This is a genomic window from Streptomyces sp. NPDC107528, assembly GCF_055639295.1.
Genome location: NZ_JBVKAV010000001.1, coordinates 357,835 through 375,414, shown reverse-complemented (window position 1 = coordinate 375,414; position 17,580 = coordinate 357,835). Strand labels below are relative to the sequence as shown.

At 71.8% G+C, this 17,580-nt stretch carries 10 protein-coding genes and 2 pseudogenes; 7 read left to right on the top strand and 5 right to left on the bottom strand.

Translation table 11 applies throughout. The annotated features are described in order from the left end of the window. Positions 1-24: 24 nt before the first annotated feature. Positions 25-789 (bottom strand): SIS domain-containing protein, encoded by a 765-nt coding sequence (locus ACZ7L5_RS01760; protein ID WP_328878527.1) that lies wholly within the window; start codon positions 787-789, stop codon positions 25-27. Positions 790-1,027: 238 nt separating this feature from the next. Here ACZ7L5_RS01760 and ACZ7L5_RS01755 point away from each other — a divergent pair, with 238 nt between their 5' ends. The 6 genes and pseudogenes from ACZ7L5_RS01755 (at position 1,028) to ACZ7L5_RS01730 (ending at position 10,391) form a co-directional block, all read left to right on the top strand. Continuing rightward, positions 1,028-1,912 carry a MurR/RpiR family transcriptional regulator gene (locus ACZ7L5_RS01755; RefSeq protein WP_328878528.1) on the top strand — a complete coding sequence of 295 codons (885 nt, stop codon included), beginning with the start codon at positions 1,028-1,030 and terminating at the stop codon, positions 1,910-1,912. 109 nt (positions 1,913-2,021) lie between these two features. After that, positions 2,022-6,268 (top strand): annotated as a pseudogene (locus tag ACZ7L5_RS01750) (glycoside hydrolase family 38 N-terminal domain-containing protein). Then, positions 6,265-6,966, top strand: a complete 702-nt coding sequence (locus tag ACZ7L5_RS01745) for a peptidyl-prolyl cis-trans isomerase (protein ID WP_471513481.1) — start codon at positions 6,265-6,267, stop codon at positions 6,964-6,966. The pseudogene ACZ7L5_RS01750 and the gene ACZ7L5_RS01745 overlap by 4 nt, the downstream one beginning before the upstream one ends. Positions 6,967-7,117: 151 nt before the next feature. Beyond that, positions 7,118-8,488 (top strand): extracellular solute-binding protein, encoded by a 1,371-nt coding sequence (locus tag ACZ7L5_RS01740; RefSeq protein ID WP_471513479.1) that lies wholly within the window; start codon positions 7,118-7,120, stop codon positions 8,486-8,488. A gap of 2 nt (positions 8,489-8,490) precedes the next feature. After that, positions 8,491-9,510 (top strand): carbohydrate ABC transporter permease, encoded by a 1,020-nt coding sequence (locus tag ACZ7L5_RS01735; protein WP_471513477.1) that lies wholly within the window; start codon positions 8,491-8,493, stop codon positions 9,508-9,510. Then, a complete protein-coding gene (locus tag ACZ7L5_RS01730; protein WP_328878533.1) occupies positions 9,507-10,391 on the top strand; it encodes a carbohydrate ABC transporter permease in 885 nt (294 codons plus the stop codon). The genes ACZ7L5_RS01735 and ACZ7L5_RS01730 overlap by 4 nt, the downstream gene beginning before the upstream one ends. On the opposite strand, the pseudogene ACZ7L5_RS01725 reads toward ACZ7L5_RS01730, so the two are convergent. Both ACZ7L5_RS01725 and ACZ7L5_RS01720 read right to left on the bottom strand, forming a co-directional pair. Then, positions 10,355-12,507 (bottom strand): annotated as a pseudogene (locus ACZ7L5_RS01725) (glycoside hydrolase family 3 N-terminal domain-containing protein). The gene ACZ7L5_RS01730 and the pseudogene ACZ7L5_RS01725 overlap by 37 nt on opposite strands. A gap of 104 nt (positions 12,508-12,611) precedes the next feature. After that, positions 12,612-13,643, bottom strand: coding sequence for an N-acetylglucosamine kinase (locus ACZ7L5_RS01720; protein WP_471513475.1), 1,032 nt, complete (start codon positions 13,641-13,643; stop codon positions 12,612-12,614). A 91-nt stretch (positions 13,644-13,734) separates the two neighbouring features. On the opposite strand from ACZ7L5_RS01720, the gene ACZ7L5_RS01715 reads away from it, so the two are divergent. Then, the gene (locus ACZ7L5_RS01715; protein ID WP_471514476.1) at positions 13,735-14,955 is read left to right on the top strand and encodes a glycoside hydrolase 5 family protein; all 1,221 of its coding nucleotides are present in this window, start codon (positions 13,735-13,737) and stop codon (positions 14,953-14,955) included. A 25-nt stretch (positions 14,956-14,980) separates the two neighbouring features. Here ACZ7L5_RS01715 and ACZ7L5_RS01710 read toward each other — a convergent pair whose 3' ends face one another. Both ACZ7L5_RS01710 and ACZ7L5_RS01705 read right to left on the bottom strand, forming a co-directional pair. Further along, positions 14,981-16,483, bottom strand: coding sequence for a glycoside hydrolase family 3 N-terminal domain-containing protein (locus ACZ7L5_RS01710; protein ID WP_471513473.1), 1,503 nt, complete (start codon positions 16,481-16,483; stop codon positions 14,981-14,983). 70 nt (positions 16,484-16,553) lie between these two features. Next, positions 16,554-17,570 carry an ABC transporter substrate-binding protein gene (locus ACZ7L5_RS01705; RefSeq protein ID WP_471513471.1) on the bottom strand — a complete coding sequence of 339 codons (1,017 nt, stop codon included), beginning with the start codon at positions 17,568-17,570 and terminating at the stop codon, positions 16,554-16,556. Between the last annotated feature and the right edge of the window lie 10 nt (positions 17,571-17,580).

The window sequence follows — 17,580 nt, the reverse complement described above, 5'->3', positions numbered from 1 at the left end:
CGTGGAGTGACGACCGTGCAGTGATCAGCTCGCGGTGCGCCGGATCCGTCCGGCGTACCGCTTCTCCAGCTCCAGGTTGCCCTCGAACCCGCCCGGCACATTGGCCGAGACGTACACCGGCGGGCGCTCCCCGGCGGCGAGGAGCTGGGCGGAAGCCTCCGCCACGGCCATCTGCACGAGCATCACGCCGGTGAGCGTGGACAGGGCGCACACCGCGCCGCCGCCCGGCAGTTCCAGCAGCGCGTCGCCGCGCGGGGCCGCGTTGTCCAGCACGACGTCCGCGAGGTCGACGAGCTTCCTGCCGCTCGCGTGCCCCGCCGGAACGGCCCGGGTGTGGGCGAGGGAGGTGATGGCCAGGATCCTGTGGCCCTGTTCCTTGGCGTGCAGGGCCATCTCCACGATGACGTTGTTCACGCCCGAGTTGGAGATGATGACGAAGAGGTCCTGGGTGCGCGGGGCGGCCAGGTCGTAGATCCGGGCGGCCACTCCGGGCTCCCGCTCCAGGAGCGGGTCGTCCAGAACGCCGGGCGCGGCGCCGCCGTACAGGACGAGGTCGGCGATGCTGAGCCGGTTGGTCGGCACCAGTCCGCCCGCCCGGCCGGCGACTTCGAGGACCATCGCCTGGGAGTGACCGGTACCGAAGGCCTGGATGACACCGTCCGCGCGCACGCAGTCGGCGATGAGCTCGGCGGCGCGGGCCACGTCGTCGCGGGCGGACTCGGTCAGGCGGTCGAGGACGGTCATGCTCTCCCGCACGAAGCGCCGGGCGCTCACGGACTCGTCGGACACGCGTCACTCCCCACTCACGGAACCACTGATGGAGGCACTGATGGATGGCGATGTTGAATTGAGCGATGCGGATGGAGCGATGTTGGATTGAACCACCCTGCACTACCGCGTCGGTGAATCAATAAATCACACGCCGGGTGGTACGGGCAACGAGTCCGCTTCCCGACCCCGCCCCGGCCCCGGTTTTCGGTCCTGGTATTCAACCTGCGCGGCAAACGGTGGCTGATACCTTCTCCTCATGCCTCCGACGGACGTCACCACACTGATCCGCACCGAGCTGCCCCGGCTTGCCGGTTCCCTGCGGAAGGTCGGCGAGCTGATCCTGGAGGATCCGGCCGCCGTCACCCACTGTTCGGCCGCCGAGCTGGGCCGTCGCACCGGCACCTCCCAGGCGACGGTGACCCGGTTCTGCCGGGCCATCGGGCTCGACTCCTACCAGCATCTGCTGATCGAGCTGGCCCAGGAGCGCGGGCGCGGCGAGGTCTCCGACTGGGGCAGCGCGGAGATCGGCCCCGACATCTCGCCCGACGACAGCCTGGAGCGGGTCGTGCAGGTCGTCGGCAGCGCGGACCTGCGCGCCATCCAGCAGACCATCGAACGGATCGACCTCGACGCGCTGGAGCGGGCGGCCCAGGCCCTGGCCCGCGCCCGCCGCATCGACGTGTACGGCGTGGGTGGCAGCGGCGCGGTGGCCCAGGAGACGGAGACGCGGCTGTTCCGCATCGGCTGCCAGGTCCGCGGCTGGACCGAGGTGCACGGGGCGGCCACCTCGGCGGCCCTGCTCACCCCGGCCGACGTGGCCATCGGCATCTCCCACTCGGGCGCCACCCGCGAGACCCTCGAACCCTTCGAGATGGCCAAGGAGCGGGGCGCCACCACCATCGCCATCACCACCGACCCGCGCTCACCGCTGGCCAAGGCCGCCGACATCCGGCTCATCTCGTCGACCTCGGAGACCAGCTTCCGCACCGGCAGCATCGGCGGCAGGCACTCGGTTCTGATGATCGTCGACTGCCTCTACGTCCGGGTCGGCCAGGTCTCCTACCAGCGTGCGAGCGCCTCGCTCGCCCTGACGGACCACATCACCCCGCAGCACGCGGTGAAGAATCGCCGGGCGCGCTGAACCCCGACCGCAGTGTATGACTGAACCACCTTGGAAACGCCAAGGTGGTTGTTTGAATCATCCCGGCGGTGCCAGGATGAGGCTCCCCACGAGCACTCGTAGGAGCCCCATGCGCGTCATCTCTGTCGAGTCGACCGAGCTCTTCGTCGGTACCGAGGAGCATCCCCACCAGGTCGTGGCCGTCGAGATCGGAGAAGCTCCCGGCCGGACGGTCCGCCTCACCGTGGCGGGCCCTGGTGCCCACGGCACCGCCGAGTTGACGGCGGGGGACGACGGCACCGTGCGCGCCGAGATACCGGTGACGACCGACCTCGCCCCCGGTGACCGTACGCATGTGAGGGTCACGGCCGAGGACGCCGAGGACCCGGGCCGGACCGCGGAGCGCACGGCCGCGTTCACGGCCGCGGAGCCCGGCTGGACGATGTTCATGGTCAGCCACTTCCACTACGACCCCGTCTGGTGGAACACCCAGGCCGCCTACACCGAGACCTGGGACGTCGCCGACGATCCGGCCGGCACCGGCCTGCCCGCCCGCACCTTCGACTCGCGCGGCCAGTCCGGCATGAGCCTGGTCCGGGCGCACTGCGATCTGGCGCGGCGCGACCCGGCGTACACCTTCGTGCTCGCCGAGGTCGATTACCTCAAGCCCTACTGGGACGCCTTCCCGGAGGAGCGCGCGTTCCTGCGGCAGCTGATCCGCACCGGTCGCGTCGAGATCATGGGCGGCACCTACAACGAGCCGAACACCAATCTCACCGGCGCGGAGGCGACCGTACGCAACGCCCTGTACGGCGACGGCTTCCAGCGCGGAATCATCGGAGCATCTCCGGAGACGGCCTGGCAGCTGGACGCGTTCGGGCACGATCCGCAGTTCCCGGGGCTGATGGCCGACGCGGGGGTCAGCTCCAGCTCCTGGGCGCGGGGGCCGTTCCACCAGTGGGGCCCCACCCTGTCCGTCTTCGGCGAGGAGCCGCGGGATCCGAGGCGGATGCAGTTCCCGGCGGAGTTCAGCTGGATCGCCCCGTCCGGGCGCGGGCTGCTGACCGCGTACATGGTCAACCACTACGGCGCCGGCTGGGCGATCGACAACGCGCCGGCCCTCCCCGAGGCGGAGGCGGCGGCCCTCAAGCTGTTCAGAGGGCTGAAGCAGGTGGCACTCACCCGCAACGTCCTGCTCCCCGTCGGTGGTGACTACGCGCCGCCGTGCCGCTGGGTGATGGACATCCACCGGGACTGGAACGCCCGTTATGTCTGGCCGCGCTTCATCAGCGCGGTCCCCCGGGACTTCTTCGCCGCAGTCCGCGCGCAGCTCGACGAGGAGGGCCGCGAGGCGTCCCCGCAGACGCGGGACATGAACCCGATCTACACCGGCAAGGACGTCTCGTACATCGACACCAAGCAGGCCCAGCGGCACGGCGAGACCCTGCTCGCCGACGCGGAGGCCTGGGCGACGCTCGCCTCGCTCGTCACCGGGCACCCCTTCCCGGACGCGGCGCTCGACAAGGCCTGGCGGCAACTGATCTACGGCGCCCACCACGACGCCGTCACCGGCTCGGAGTCGGACCAGGTGTACATCGACCTGCTCACCGGCTGGCGGGAGTTGTACGACCTCGCCCAGACCGTGCATGCCGACGCGACCGACGCCCTGGCGGGCGCAGTCGCCCAACTACCCGGCGGCACACCTGACTTGGTGGTCTTCAACGCGGCGACCTGGGAGCGGCGGGACGTCCTGGCGGTCGAGGACCCGGGGCTCGTCCCCCTGGACGACACCGGGCTGCCCCTGCCCGCCGTACGCGAGGACGGCGAACTCCGTGTCGTCGTACCGCAGGTGCCCGGCACGGGCCTCAAGGCGCTGCCGCTCGCCGAGGGGACCGTCCCCGAGTGGACACGCACAGAGGGCGCCACCATCCGCAACGAGTTCTACGAGCTGACGGTCGACCCCGCGCGCGGCGGCGCCGTCAGCAGCCTGCGAGCCCTCGGGAGGGCCGAGGCCGGCCGGGAACTCCTGCGTCCCGGCGACATCGGCAACGAACTCGTCGTGCAGGAGGAGTACGCGCGGCACCCGCGCTTCGGCGAGGGCCCCTGGCATCTCACACCGACCGGCACGACCGCCGCCCGCAGCCGGGACGTCACCGCCGACATCGATGTCGAGCACTCGCCCGCCGGTTCACGCATCACCGTCCGCGCCGACCTAGGCCTGTTCCGCTACACGCAGCAGCTCACTCTGTGGAAGGGCGTCGACCGCCTCGACCTGACGACCACGCTCGACGGCTACGACGGTGCCGACCGGCTCATCCGGGTCCGCTGGCCGTCCGACGTGCGCGGCGGGCTGCCGGTGCACGAGGTGGCGGACGCGGTGATCGGGCGCGGGTTCGGGTTCGTGGAGGTGGACAGCGAGCGGTTCCCGTGGACGCTGGACAACCCCGCCAACACCTGGTTCGGGCTCGGGTCCACCGCACGGGTCGCGGTCGCCGACGATTCCGGCCGGCCCCTGGGCGAACGGTCCATCGGGGTGGCCGAGTTGGTGTACGGGTCCTGGGAGGAGGCCGGTGAGCTGGGCACCGGCCTCGCGGCGGCCCTGGTGCGGGTGGGCGTGACGGCGACCTCGACGATCGCCGGTGGCCCGCGCTACGGCGACCTGGAGGTCGACTCCAACCTCCCCGACATCCGCGTCGCGGTCGGCGGGCCGGAACGCAACTCCGTGGTCGCCGAGGCCCTCGGCTGGGACCCGGCGGCGGGGCGGGAACTGCGCCGGCAACTCGCCGAGCGGGGCGTGGCCGCCGTCTGGGTCGCGCCGCGCGCTCGCTGCGGGAGGAGTGGGTGCCCGGTGCCGACCTGCGCGACCTGGAGCGGCTGCCGCTGCTCGTGGTGGCGGGCGACCGGCCCGAGGACGATGCCAAGGCCGTCGACGCGCTCATCGCCGACCTGGACGACGCGGTGCTGCGGGCCACGGCGGCGGGCGGCGGGGAGGCCCTGCCGCCGGGGGACGCGTGGGACGGGCGCAGCTTCGCGGTGCTGAACCGGGGGACGCCCGGCTGTGTGGTCACCTCCTCCGGCGACCTCTACATGTCCCTGATGCGCTCCTGCACGGGTTGGCCGTCCGGCATCTGGGTCGACCCGCCCCGCCGTACGGCGCCCGACGGATCGGCGTTCCAACTCCAGCGCTGGTCGCACACGTTCGAGTACGCCGTGGTCGCGGGCGCCGGCGACTGGCGGGAGCTGCGGCTGCCGCAGGCCGGGCATGCGTTCAACCATCCGCTGACGGCGCGGTTGCGGCGGACGGCGGCCAAGGATGCCGTACTGCCCAGGAAGGCCGTGCTGTTGGGCGTCGAGCCCGCCGGCGAGGTGCTGCTGGACGCGCTCAAGCCGGTCGGGTCGCCGCTCGCGCGGGGATGCGCGTCGGCCGCGGATCCCGGCCGTGGCGTCGTCGTCCGGGTGCACGAGGTGAACGGGCGGCAGGTGCGGGCGCGGGTGCGCGGGCCGCGGGGGTGGACGGACGGGGCGCGGGCGGACGTACTGGAGAGACGCGGGGAGGCGCTGACGCCCGATGACCAGGGGGGGCTCGACCTGGACCTGACCGGTTTCGAGGTCGCGACGGTCCTCGCCGCCACGGACGCGGAGACCGCACCCGGACCGGGCATCGCCGCACACGAGCCCGCCCAGCCCGTCCCGACCCGCTACTGGCTCCACAACTCGGGCCCCGCCCCGCGCGGCAACATGCCGGTCGCGGTGTACCTCTCGCCCACCACGCTCACCGTCTCCGAGGGCCCGGTCACGGCCACGGTCCGGGTCGGCTCGGAACTGACGGACGCGCCCGTCTCGGGCACGGTGACCCTGCACGTCCCATCCGGCTGGTCCGTCGAGCCGGCCGAACTGCCGTACGCGCTGGGCCCCGGCGGCTTCACACTCACCGACGTCACCGTCTCCCCACCACCCGACGCCGAGCCCGGCCGCCACTGGCTCGCCGCCCGGCTGCCGTACGGCGGGCAGACGTACGAGGACGTGGTGGCGCTGGATGTGCCGGGTGGGCACACCGGCCCGACGCTCCGGGCCGAGTTGGCAGTTGAGCGGATCACCGTACGCCGGGGTGAACGGACCCGGGTCCCGGTGGCTGTGCGCAACACGACCCGGGGCCCGATCAGCGGCACGCTGTGGGCCGTGTCCTCGTGGGGAACCTGGGCGGGCGTGGCACCCGGCTGCCAGGGCTTCGCCGTGGCCGGCGGGGAGCAGCGGGAGTGCGTGATCGAGGTGGACGGCGGGGCGGTGCCGCCGGGGTCGTACTGGCTGATGGCGAAGGTGGGCTGGCACGGCTGCGTGGCGTACACGCAGGCAGTGGAGCTGGAGGTGACGCCATGACGGAGGAGTACGCGGCTCGCGTGAACGGCGAGCCGGTCCCGAAGGAGCGCGTGGACACCTTTCTGGCGCAGGGTCCGACAACACCCCCAAGGGACGCGGGCCGTGTCGATATGCGGCTCCGCCTCGAGGGCGCGATCAGCCACAACGGACCCGCAGCCGAGCGACGACACAGCGCGGCACTCGCGGCAGAGCGCCAGCGCCGACGCTGGGCGACGCAAGTGGTGCTGGTCGACGAACTGGCCCGACGCACCTGCGCGAAACGCGGTCTGCCGGCCCCGCCCGAGATGTCATCGTCCCTCACATCAACCGTGCCCGAAGCCGACGTGGCAGGCCTCGGCAGCATCGTCGCGGCAGCGCTTGCCCACTCCCCCGCGGCCCGCGCACTCCTCGCGGCGCTGGAGGGCGAGCAACTCCTGCCTGAGGAGGCCGTGCGGGAGTACTACGACCTCAACCGCGATCGCTTCCTGACCCCGGAGGCGCTCAGGCGCGGCGTCGACCCCTTCGACGACGCAGCCGGCCCGGCGGACCTCCTGCCGTACGAGCACGCCCGCGAGAGCATCGTGCGCGAGCTGCAACAGGCCCTCGGGCGCCGGGCCTTCTTCGACTGGCTGGACCGAGCGCGCACCGGCGTGGAGTACGCCCCGGGCCACGAGCACCCCGGCGACCCGTCGCACGCGGACCACGAACACCGGCACTGAAGCGCAGCACGCGCCGGCGGAACCCAAACGCAACACGGCAACCCATTGACCTCCGATGAATTCTGGTCCACCTTTTCATCAACCGGAGTCCATGTTGGTGATTTGAATCAGCGGAGCGCTACCGCATCCGACTGGTCCCAGGAGGGCAGCAATGCGCGCGAGAAGACTGACCGGATCCCTTGCCTGTCTGGTGGTCCTGACCCTGACGGCCGCCGGCTGCGGCCTGTCCGGCGGCTCCGACGACGGGGAGGCCTCCGCCGGCGGCTGCAAGGTCGACAAGGGCAACGTGGGCTCCGGGAAGCTCACCGGCGAGATCAAGGGGAAGATCACCTTCCAGACGACCAACCTGAAGAAGGACTTCGGCGGGTTCTTCGACGGCGTGATCGAGTCGTTCGAGAAGGCGAACCCCGGCACCGAGGTCAAGTGGATCGACGACCCGGGCGACAACACGTTCACGTCACGCACCGTCGCCGACGCCCAGGCCTGCACCCTGGCCGACGTGATCAACGTCAATTCCGACACGGCGACCGCCCTCACCAAGGCCGGATACCTGCTCGACGTGGCCACCAAGGACCCCGGCGCCTCGAAGCCGTTCGTCCCGGCGTTCTGGAAGTCGAGCACCTTCAAGGACGCCTCGGGCACGTCGGTGCACACCGCGCTGCCCTGGTACACCGGCGGCGTCGTCCTGACGTACAACAAGGCCCTGCTGGAGAAGGCCGGGGTCGACCCGCAGAAGCCGCCGACGACCATGTTCGGGCTGTTCGCCGACTACGAGAAGGTCGCGAAGGCGGCCGACGGGAAGTACTTCGCGACGATGGCCAACCCCGTGTGGCGGATCCCGGCCGACTGGGACCAGATGAACATCAGGACGCTGTCCGCGGACGGCAGATCGGCCGCGTTCGCCGACGATCCGAGGACCGTCGAGTGGGTCGAGTGGATGGCGAAGCTCTACAAGGAGGGCGCCATGCCGAAGGACTCGCTGTCCTCCAGCAACGACCCGTCCACCCTCTACAGCCAGGGCAAGGTCGCCTACGGTTCCACGAACCCGAGCTTCGTGCGCTTCGTGAAGCAGAACAGCCCGTCCGTGTACGACAAGACGGGCGTCGGCCAGCAGCCCTTCGACGCGCTCGGCCACACCACCGGAGCACCGCAGTACATATCGGTCGCCGCGACCAGCAAGAACGCCCCCACGGCACTGGCGTTCGCCCAGTTCCTCACCAACGCCGAGAACCAGACGGCCTGGTGCAAGGACCCGAACGTGGTGATCTTCCCGACGACCACCGAGTCGCTGGACGACCCGTTCTTCCAGAAGGCCGACGGTGACGACCCGTTCTCGGAGGCCCGCAAGCTCGTCGCCGAGCAGCTGAAGACCGCCACGGCCTACCAGACGAACCTCTCCCCGGCCGTGCAGAACGCCATCGTCTCCCAGGTGCAGCTGGCCATGCAGGGCGACAAGAGTGCCGAGCAGGCCGTGAAGGACGCGCACATGAAGGCGAACGAGCTGCTGAAGCAGGGCAGTTGACGGTGGCGGCACAGACCACGAACCCGGTGACCGTGCCCGGTGCGGAGTCCGCCGACTCCGTGCCGGGCCCGGCCCCTTCCCGTGCCCGCCGACTCGCCCGGGCCTTGCTGCCCGGCCCCGCGCCCGGCGCCAACGGGGCGGCAATGTACCGCCGTTGGTGGCTGCCCTGGCTGTGGACCGCGCCCGCGATCGTGTGCGCGGTGGTCTTCGGGGTGTTCCCGTTCCTCAACACGGTCCTGCTGTCGTTCACCGACGCCAAGCCGCTCGGCGGCGCCGCGGGGTTCGTCGGACTCGACAACTACACGCGGATGCTGGACGACTCCGACTTCTGGCTGGCGACCCGCAACAGCGTCCTGTACGCGCTGATCGTCGTACCGCTGATGGTGCTGCTCCCGCTGATGCTGGCGGTGCTGGTGGAGAAGAACCTCCCCGGCATCGGCTTCTTCCGCTCCGCCTTCTACACGCCGGTGCTCGCGTCCAGCGTCGTGGTCGGCCTGAGCTGGCAGTGGCTGCTGGCCGACGACGGGCTGGTCAACACCTGGCTGGAGAAGGCCCATCTGATCCGGGACGCCATCCCGTTCCTGTCCGACCCGTGGCTGATCCTGCTGTCCGCGATGGGCCTGACGCTGTGGAAGGGCCTCGGCTGGTACATGGTCTTCTACCTGGCCGCGCTCGGGAACGTGCCCAAGGAGCTGCACGAGGCCGCGGCCATGGACGGCGCCGGCGCGGTCCGCCGCTTCTGGCACATCACGATGCCCGGCGTCCGCCAGGCCATGATGCTCGTCGGCACGCTCACCGGCATCGGCTCACTGCGGGTGTTCACCGAGATCTACATGCTCGGCAGCTCCACCGGCGGCCCGGGCGGCGCCGACCGCACCCTGCCCTTCTACATCCGGGACGTCGGCCTGGACCCCATCACCGGCAACGCCGGTTACGGCTCGGCCGTCAGCGTGGCCCTGTTCCTGCTGACGCTGGGGCTGACCCTGCTGGCGCAGCGCCTGACGAAGGAGGACGAGGCATGACGACGACCGCTGCCCCGGCCGGCCGCCGGCGCCTGATGCCACGCTGGCGGGACTACGGCCGCCCCAGGGAGCTGATCGTCCGCTATCTGCTGCTGTTCCTCGTCCTCGGCCTCACCGTCGGGCCGCTGCTCTGGCAGCTCCTGGCCTCGCTGAAGAGCACCGGCGAGGACGTCTTCGGCGCGGGCGCCACCCTGCTGCCGCACGACCCGACCCTGCGGGCCTACCGGACGGTCTTCGATCAGGTCCCGGTGGCCACCTACATCCGCAACAGCATGATCGTGGTCGTCCTGTCCGTCACCAGCCAGCTGGTCTTCGCCACCACGGCCGGCTACATGCTCTCCAAGCCCGGCTGGAAGGGCCGCCGGGCGGTCTGGGTGGTGCTGGTCGCCTCGATGATGTTCCCCTTCGAGTCGATCATGGTGTCGCTGTTCCTGAGCATCCGCGACCTGGGCCTGGTCGACAGCCTGGCCGGCGTCTGGCTGCCGGGGTTCGTCGGCGCCATCAACGTGCTGCTGATGCGCGGCGCGTTCCTGGCGGTGCCGCGCGAGATCGAGGACTCGGCGATGCTCGACGGGGCGAACGAGTGGCAGCGTTTCCGACACCTGTATCTGCCGTCCGCGTGGGGCGCGATCATGGTGGTCGTCATCAACACCTTCATCAGCGCCTGGGACGACTTCCTCTGGCCCCTGATCGTGCTGCGCTCGGAGGGCAACATGACGCTGACGCTGGGCCTCTCGCGGCTGCAGAGCTCGTCGTTCGGGTACGACCAGCGGATGGTGATGGCCGGGTCGGTGATCTCCGTGATTCCGGTGCTGGTGTTGTTCGTGATCACGCAGCGGTGGTTCTACAAGGGCGTCTCCTCGGGGGCCGTCAAACTCTGAGGTCCAGTACGACGGGTGCGACGCCCGATGCCGCCAGGGCCGACTCCGCGACACGGATCTCGACGGAGTCGGCCCGGGTGTCTTCCACGGTCAGCCCAACCGTCCGGCGCTCGCCCGGTTCGAGGCCGACGCCCTCGAAGGCACACAGTTCGAGGGCACGCGGCCAACTCGACGTGATCAGTCGCCTCAGATAGACCTGAACGACCGTACGCCCGTACCGCCCACCGGTGTTGGTGACGTCGACGGTGACGGTTGTGCCGGAGAGCCGTGGCGTACCGTACTCGAAACTCGTGTACGACAGCCCGTGTCCGAAGGAGTAAAGCGGCTCGGCGCTCTGGTCGACGTAGCCGCCGTACTCGGTGTCCTTGTGGTTGTAGTGGACGGGGAGTTGGGCGGCGGAGCGCGGCACGGAGACGGGGAGGCGGCCCGCCGGATCCACGTGTCCCAGCAGCACCTCGGCGATCGCCTCGCCGCCCCACGGACCGGGGTACCAGGCGGTGAGCAGCGCTCCGGCGGTGCCCGCCACGACGTGCGGGCGGCCCTGGACCAGGACGACCGCGGTGGGCGTGCCGGTCGCGACGACGGAGTCCATGAGGGCGTACTGGGCGGCGCCCAGCCTGAGGTCGGCCAGGTCGACGCCCTCGCCGCAGGTCATCTCGGACACCGCGTGGAGTGCCGCCCCGTTGGCGTCGAACTCGGTGTCGGAGGTGCGTGCGCTGCTGCCGCCCAGCACGAGCACGGCCAGGTCGGAGGCGGCGGCCGCGGCGACGGCATCGGGGATACCGGAGAGGTCGCCGCCGGTGAGGGCACAGCCCCGGGCGTGCCGGATGTCGACGCCGGGCGGGGCGAGTCGGCGCAGTGCGTCGAGGACGCCGGTGCCGGAGCGCTGCGGCGCCGTGTAGTCGCCCGACTGGTGGGCTGCGGTGGCTGCTTGGGGTCCGAGTACGGCGATGCGCGAGACCGTCTCGCCGATGGGCAGCGTGCCGTCGTTGCGGAGGAGGGTGATCGCGGCCCGGGCGAGTTCCTTGCTGATCTCCCTGCCTCCGGTGGGCACGGGGGCCGCCGCGGGCTGCCTCTCGAACAGGCCCAGCCGGAACTTGAGCCGCAGCACCCGGGCGACGGCGGCGTCGAGGACGGGCTCTTTGACGAGCCCTCGCTCGACCGCTTCCTCGAGATGGGTGAAGCCCTCGTCCCAAAGGCTCAGATCGACACCGGAGTTGAGCGCGAGCGCTCCCGCGGAGACCTTGTCGCCCGTGATGCGGGCCAGCCGGTCGACGGCGAGGCCGTCCGCCATGACGAGACCGTCGAACTCCCAGCTCTCCCTGAGGAGTTCGGTGAGGAGGGCACGGTTTCCAGAGCAGGGCATGCCGTCGACCTCGTTGTACGCGGCCATGACGGCTGCGGCCCCGGCACGGATCCCTGCACGCGCGGCGGGGAGGTGGATCTCGTGCAGTTCCCGCAGGCCCAGCTCGGACTCGGCGGAGTTACGGCCCCCGACGGTGGCGCCCTGGCCGGCGAAGTGCTTGAGCACGACGGGAGCCTTGTCGCCTGCGAAGCACTCCCCCGTGCCCTGCATGCCGCGTACCAGCGCCTCCGTGAGCCGCGCGGCCAGATACGGGTCTTCGCCGAAACACTCCTCCGTACGTCCCCAGCGCGGGTCGCGGGCGATGTCCAGTGCCGAGACCAGAGCGACATGGCCGCCACGGGCGCGCAGTTCGGCGGCGGCGTGGGCGGCGGCACGTTCGTGGAGCTCTGGGTCCCAGGTGGCGCCGACGGCCAGATTGACCGGAAGGACCGTGCCGTCGAGGGCCATGAGACCGTGCGGGACCTCCTCGACGAACAGCGCGGGAATTTTGAGCCGGCTGCGCTCGACGACATGCCGCTGCACCAGTTCGGCCAGGGCGGCGCCGTCCTCCGCCCCGGGCCCGCTGCCGTGGCCGACGCCGGACCAGGCGTCGGCGCGCTGGAGTCCGTAGAGGGCGCCGAGCCCCTCGAAGCGGTCGGTCTCGGCGTGCAGGGCGTCGGTGAGTTCGAAGCCGCCGCCGGGGGTGCGGCGGTAGGCGTCCCAGCCGTACATCCGCTGGTTGAGCTGGCCCACCTTCTCGCGCAGGGTCATCCGGGCGAGCAGGTCGCGGACGCGGGCGTCGACGGGGGCGGTGGCGTCGCGGTAGGGCGGGGGGCGCGGGAGGCCGGCGCGGTGCGGCTGCGCGCTGACGCCGCTCAACTCCCGTACCCCAGACGGGCGAGGGCCACGGCGCCCAGTGAGCCGTCGGCCACCGGGTCGGGGGTGAGTCCGAGGGTCCGGAGCCTGGCGGTGAGCGGTGCGTTGAGGGGGCCGTCGTCGCCGAGCAGGCCGCCGGTGACGACGATGCGTTCGCCGGGCCGGGGTTCGAGGGCGCGGACGGCGCCCGTGAGGTGGTCGGCGGCCGTGTCGAGGATGCCCGCGGCGACGGCGTCGTCGTGCCGGGCGCCCTCGGCGACGAGCGGTGCGAGCAGGGCCAGTTGAACCGGCGGCCGGTTCATCACGGCGGGGAGCAGGTGCATGCGGTAGGCCTCGCGCCGGGCGCGCGTCCAGGCTCCGCCGGCGTACGGGTCCGGCATCTCCCCCGGCAGAACGTCCTCCGGCACCCCCAGCTCCCGCCCCACCGACGCGGCCAGGCCCGTCGGCCCGCCCCGTCCGTCCGCCATGCGCAGCGCCATCCGTACCGCCTCGCGCCCGATCCAGAAGCCGCTGCCGTCGTCGCCGAGCAGCCAGCCGTCGCCGCCGGCGGTCTCGGTGCACGCGCGTGAGGTGATGCGCACCGCGACCGCGCCGGTGCCGGCCACCAGGGCCAGGCCGTCGGCGGGGTTGCCGGGCGCGGCGGCGAAGGCGGCCTCGATGTCGCTGTGGATCTCGACCGTGTCGGCGCTGATGCCGAGCCGGCTCAGCGCGACGGTGAGCGCGGCGTGCGCCTTGACCCGGCCCGGCTCGTCGGGCGCGGTCCGGGAGGCGCCGGCGAATCCGCCCGCCACCGCCACGACATGACCGCGCAGCTCCGCCGGCACGGCGTGCGCGAGTGCCTCGGCGAGGTGCTCGGTGAGCTGCGGCCCCGGGACCGTCAGGGCGTTGCCCGGGCCTGAGACGCCCTCGCCCTCGGGCCGACCGTCGCCGAGGGGCGCCAGGACGGCGCGGGTGCGGGTGCCGCCGGCGTCCAGGCCGACGACGTACGCACGCGCCGCCCCGGGCGAGTTTTGGTTCAAATCACTATTCATCGACGACCATGGTGGTTGATACATTCGTATTGGACAAGGCCGAGAGCCGGCCCCGAGCCCGGCAGAGCGGGCCCGGCCCGAGGAGGATCCCATCCACACGCTCCGCTTCGGCGTCAACTACACGCCCCGCCACGGCTGGTTCCACTCCTGGCACGACTTCGACCCGGGACGCGCGCGTGCGGACCTGGACTCGATAGCCGGCCTCGGCCTCGATCACGTCCGCGTCTTCCACCTCTGGCCGCTGCTGCAACCCAACCGCACCCTCGTCCGCGCCACCGCCGTCGACCAGCTGACGCGCCTCGTGGACCTGGCGGGCGAGGCAGGGCTCGACGTCGTGGTGGACGGCGTGCAGGGCCATCTGTCGAGCTTCGACTTCTACCCGGAGTGGACCCGCAGCTGGCACCACCGCAACGTCTTCACCGACCCGGACGCCATCGCCGCCCAGGCCACGCTCCTGCGCACCCTCGGCCGCGCGCTCACCGGCCGCCCGAACCTCATCGGGCTCCAGCTGGGCAACGAGCTCAACAACCTGGTCGAGCACAACCCGGTGACGGTCGACGAGGTCGACCACTACCTCGACACCCTGCTGGCCGCCGCCCGCGACGGACTCGGCGCCGACGGCGGCCTGGTCACCCACTCCGCGTACGACGCCGCATGGTACGGCGACGACCACCCCTTCAGCCCCGAGGCCTCGGCCCGCAAGGGCGATGTGACGACCGTCCACCCCTGGGTGTTCTCCGGCGACTGCGCCCGCCGCTACGGCCCGAGTTCACCGCAGGTGCGGCACCTCGCCGAATACGGCACCGAGCTGGCCAAGGCGTACGCCGACGACCCGGCCCGCCCCGTCTGGGTCCAGGAGACGGGCGCACCCGAGCCGCACATACCGGCCGCCGACGCGCCGGACTTCGCACGGGAGACCGTACGGAACGCGGCCGAGTGCCCGGGGCTGTGGGGCGTGACCTGGTGGTGCTCGCACGACGTGGACCGGTCGCTGGCGGACTTCCCCGAACTGGAGTACACGCTGGGCCTGTTCGACGCGCAGGGCCGTCCGAAGCCGATCGCGCAGGCGCTCGCCGAGACCGTCGCCGACCTGCGTCAGGGACACCGCCCCGGCCCACCGCGCGACATCGCCCTGCTCCTGGACTGCACACCCGGCACCCGGTCGGTGTCCGGTCCGGGCGGCGCGTACTTCGAGGCGTGGATGCGGATGCGGGCCCAAGGAGCACGCCCGGCGGTGGTCCTGGCCGAGCGGACGGCGGACGCCGGGTACCTGGCGGCCAGGGGGATCAAGGAGGTCGTACGGCCGTCCTGAGCGCCGTGCGGCGGCGGGCCGCCCTTCAGCTGTCGGTGCCGTCGGTGACGCCCGCCAGCGTCTCGGCCACCGCCCGCACATTCACCCGCCCCCGCCCGTACGAGCACAGCGCGCCGCCCTCCGGGAGCCCGGTGTCCACCCGCACCGCGTCCGGCCGCCGGTCCAGCAGGGCGTCCCGCAGCCGAACCTGCCAGGGGTACAGCCCGGCGTCGCAGGTGGCCACGACCAGCGGAGCGGATCCGCAGCGGCGCAGCATGCCGTCGACGAGCCCGGCCGGGTCCGCCGGTTCCCCGGTGACCGCCGTGCCCGTGGCCGTGGGGTCGACCGCGCGTATCTCGGTCAGCAGGTCCTCGCCGCCCCAGTTGAGGGCGGGGTGCGGTGGCGGGAACAGGTCGACGACGTGGGCGCCGCGCACGGCGGGCGGCACACCCCGGCTCCGTACGGCGCGGCGGGCGGCCTCGAGTCCGGCGCCCGAATCCCAGTCGGCCACGTCGGCGGCGGGGGTCGCGTACCGCTCGGCGAGCCGACGCACCCGACCCGCGGCCTCCTCGATCCGTTCCTCGGCCAGCTGACCGGTGCGCAAGGCGTCGAGCACGGCGTCGCGGCAGTCGAGGGTGACGTTCAAGTCCCCTACGGCAACGATCACTTGGTCCGCACCGGCGGCGAGCGCGATGCGCGCGCCGGCCGCCTCGCCGTACTGGTCGGCGATCGCCTTCATCTCCAGCGCGTCGCTGACGAGGACGCCGTCGAAGCCGAGGTCGTGGCGGAGCAGATCGCCCAGGACGCGGCGGCTCAGCGTGGCGGGGCGGTTGGGGTCCAGTGCCGGGAACACGACGTGGGCACTCATCAGCATCGGTACGCCCGCCGCGATCGCCGCGCGGAACGGTTCGAGATCGGCGCGCAGTTCGTCGTACGGCCGCGGGTCGACGGCCATTCCCTGGTGGCTGTCGGTGGCGGTGCCGCCGTGGCCGGGGAAGTGCTTGGCGCAGGAGGCGATGCGCCGGGCCTCGGTGGCGGTGATCCAGGCGCGCAGATGGCGGGCGGCGAGCTCGGGGGCGGCGCCGAAGGACCGGGTGCGCACGATCGGGTTGTCGGGGCGGTGCTGGAGGTCGGCCACGGGGGCGTAGGAGGCGGTGATGCCGAGGGTGGCGAGGTGCCCGGCGAGTGCGTCGGCGCAGCGGGCGGTGAGGTTCGGGTCGTCGGCGACGCCGAGGGCGTAGGAGCCGGGGACGTCCGGGGCGCCGGCGCCGACCAGGTGGCCGATGCCGCCGCCCTCGTTGTCGATGGCGACCAGGAGGTCCGGGCGTATGGCGCGCAGCTCGTCCGTGAGGCGGCGCACCTGCCGCGCGTCACGGACGTTGCGGGTGAAGAGGATGACCCCGCCCAGGCCACGGTCGATGAGCTCCTTGAGCGTGTCCGGCACGCTCGTGGCGCCGTCGAACCCGGCGACGAGACAGCGGTGGGCGGCTTCGTCCAGGTCGACGGGGAGGCCGGCCGACCGGGGGGACGCGTGCTCGAAGTGGCTCACCCCGGCAATGCTCTGGCTGGGTCAGCCTAAAGTCAACCTTTCGATGGCTGACTGATTCAACTACAGACCCTCACGTGGACAGCTTTTCCGCCCTCCCCACGGCTTGAGCCAGCCGTTCGAGCACGGGCGCGTACCCGGCGTAGCTGAAGCGCTCCTCCATCGCCCACGGCACGGTCTGCCCCGCCTTGACCGCGGGCAGCTGCCCCCAGGTCGCCTTCGTGGCGAGTTGCTCGGCGCTCATGGCCGAGGAACGGTTGTCGACCATGATCAGGTCCGCGTGGTACTTGTCGGCGTTCTCCCAGCTCAGGAACTCCCAGAAGCCCCACTCGTCGGACTTCTTCCCCTCCACGAACTCCACGCCGAGGTCCTTGTAGTAGTTCAGGTCGACATAGGAGTCGGGGACGGCGACGTAGAACTGCTCGTTGTCGCCGGTGATGGCCATGACCTTCAGCCCCTTGTTGGCAGCGGCCGCCGCGCGCAGGGTCTCGACCGCCTTGTCGAAGCGGGCTCTGGCGTCCGTCACCTTCTTCGCCTTCAGGTCGGCGCCGAGCGCCTCGGCGAGTTCGGCGGTGCGCTTCAGCGGGTTCAGCAGGGAGGTGCGGGCGACGCTGATGCCGACGCTGGGCGCGAGCGCCTCGATCTTCTTGCGGCTCTCCTGCGGGACGTACCAGAGGTCGGGCGCCGGGAACATGTTGCTGATCAGCAGGTCGGGCCCCAGCGCCGCGTACTTCTCGACGTTGAACTGCCCCCAGTCCGTACCGAGGCTCGTCAGCTTCGCCACGTCCATGTCGCCGGCCTGCGGGTTGGGCTTGCCGCCGACGGGTTCGGTGGGGCCGAAGACGCCGTCGCACTCGATGCCGTAGTCGTACAGCGCGGCGGCGGTGCTGACGAAGGCGACGAGCGTTTCGGGGGCCTTGTCGAGGGAGACCGTGCGCCCCCGGTCGTCCTTGAAGGACCAGGGACCTCCGCCCGTCTCACGCGCCTTGCCCTCGGTGTCCGCGTCACCGCCGCAGGCGGCGAGCAGCGAGCCGAGACCGAGGGCGCCGCCCGCGGTGAGCAGTCGGCGGCGGGACATGACAGGGGCCATGGTCGACCTC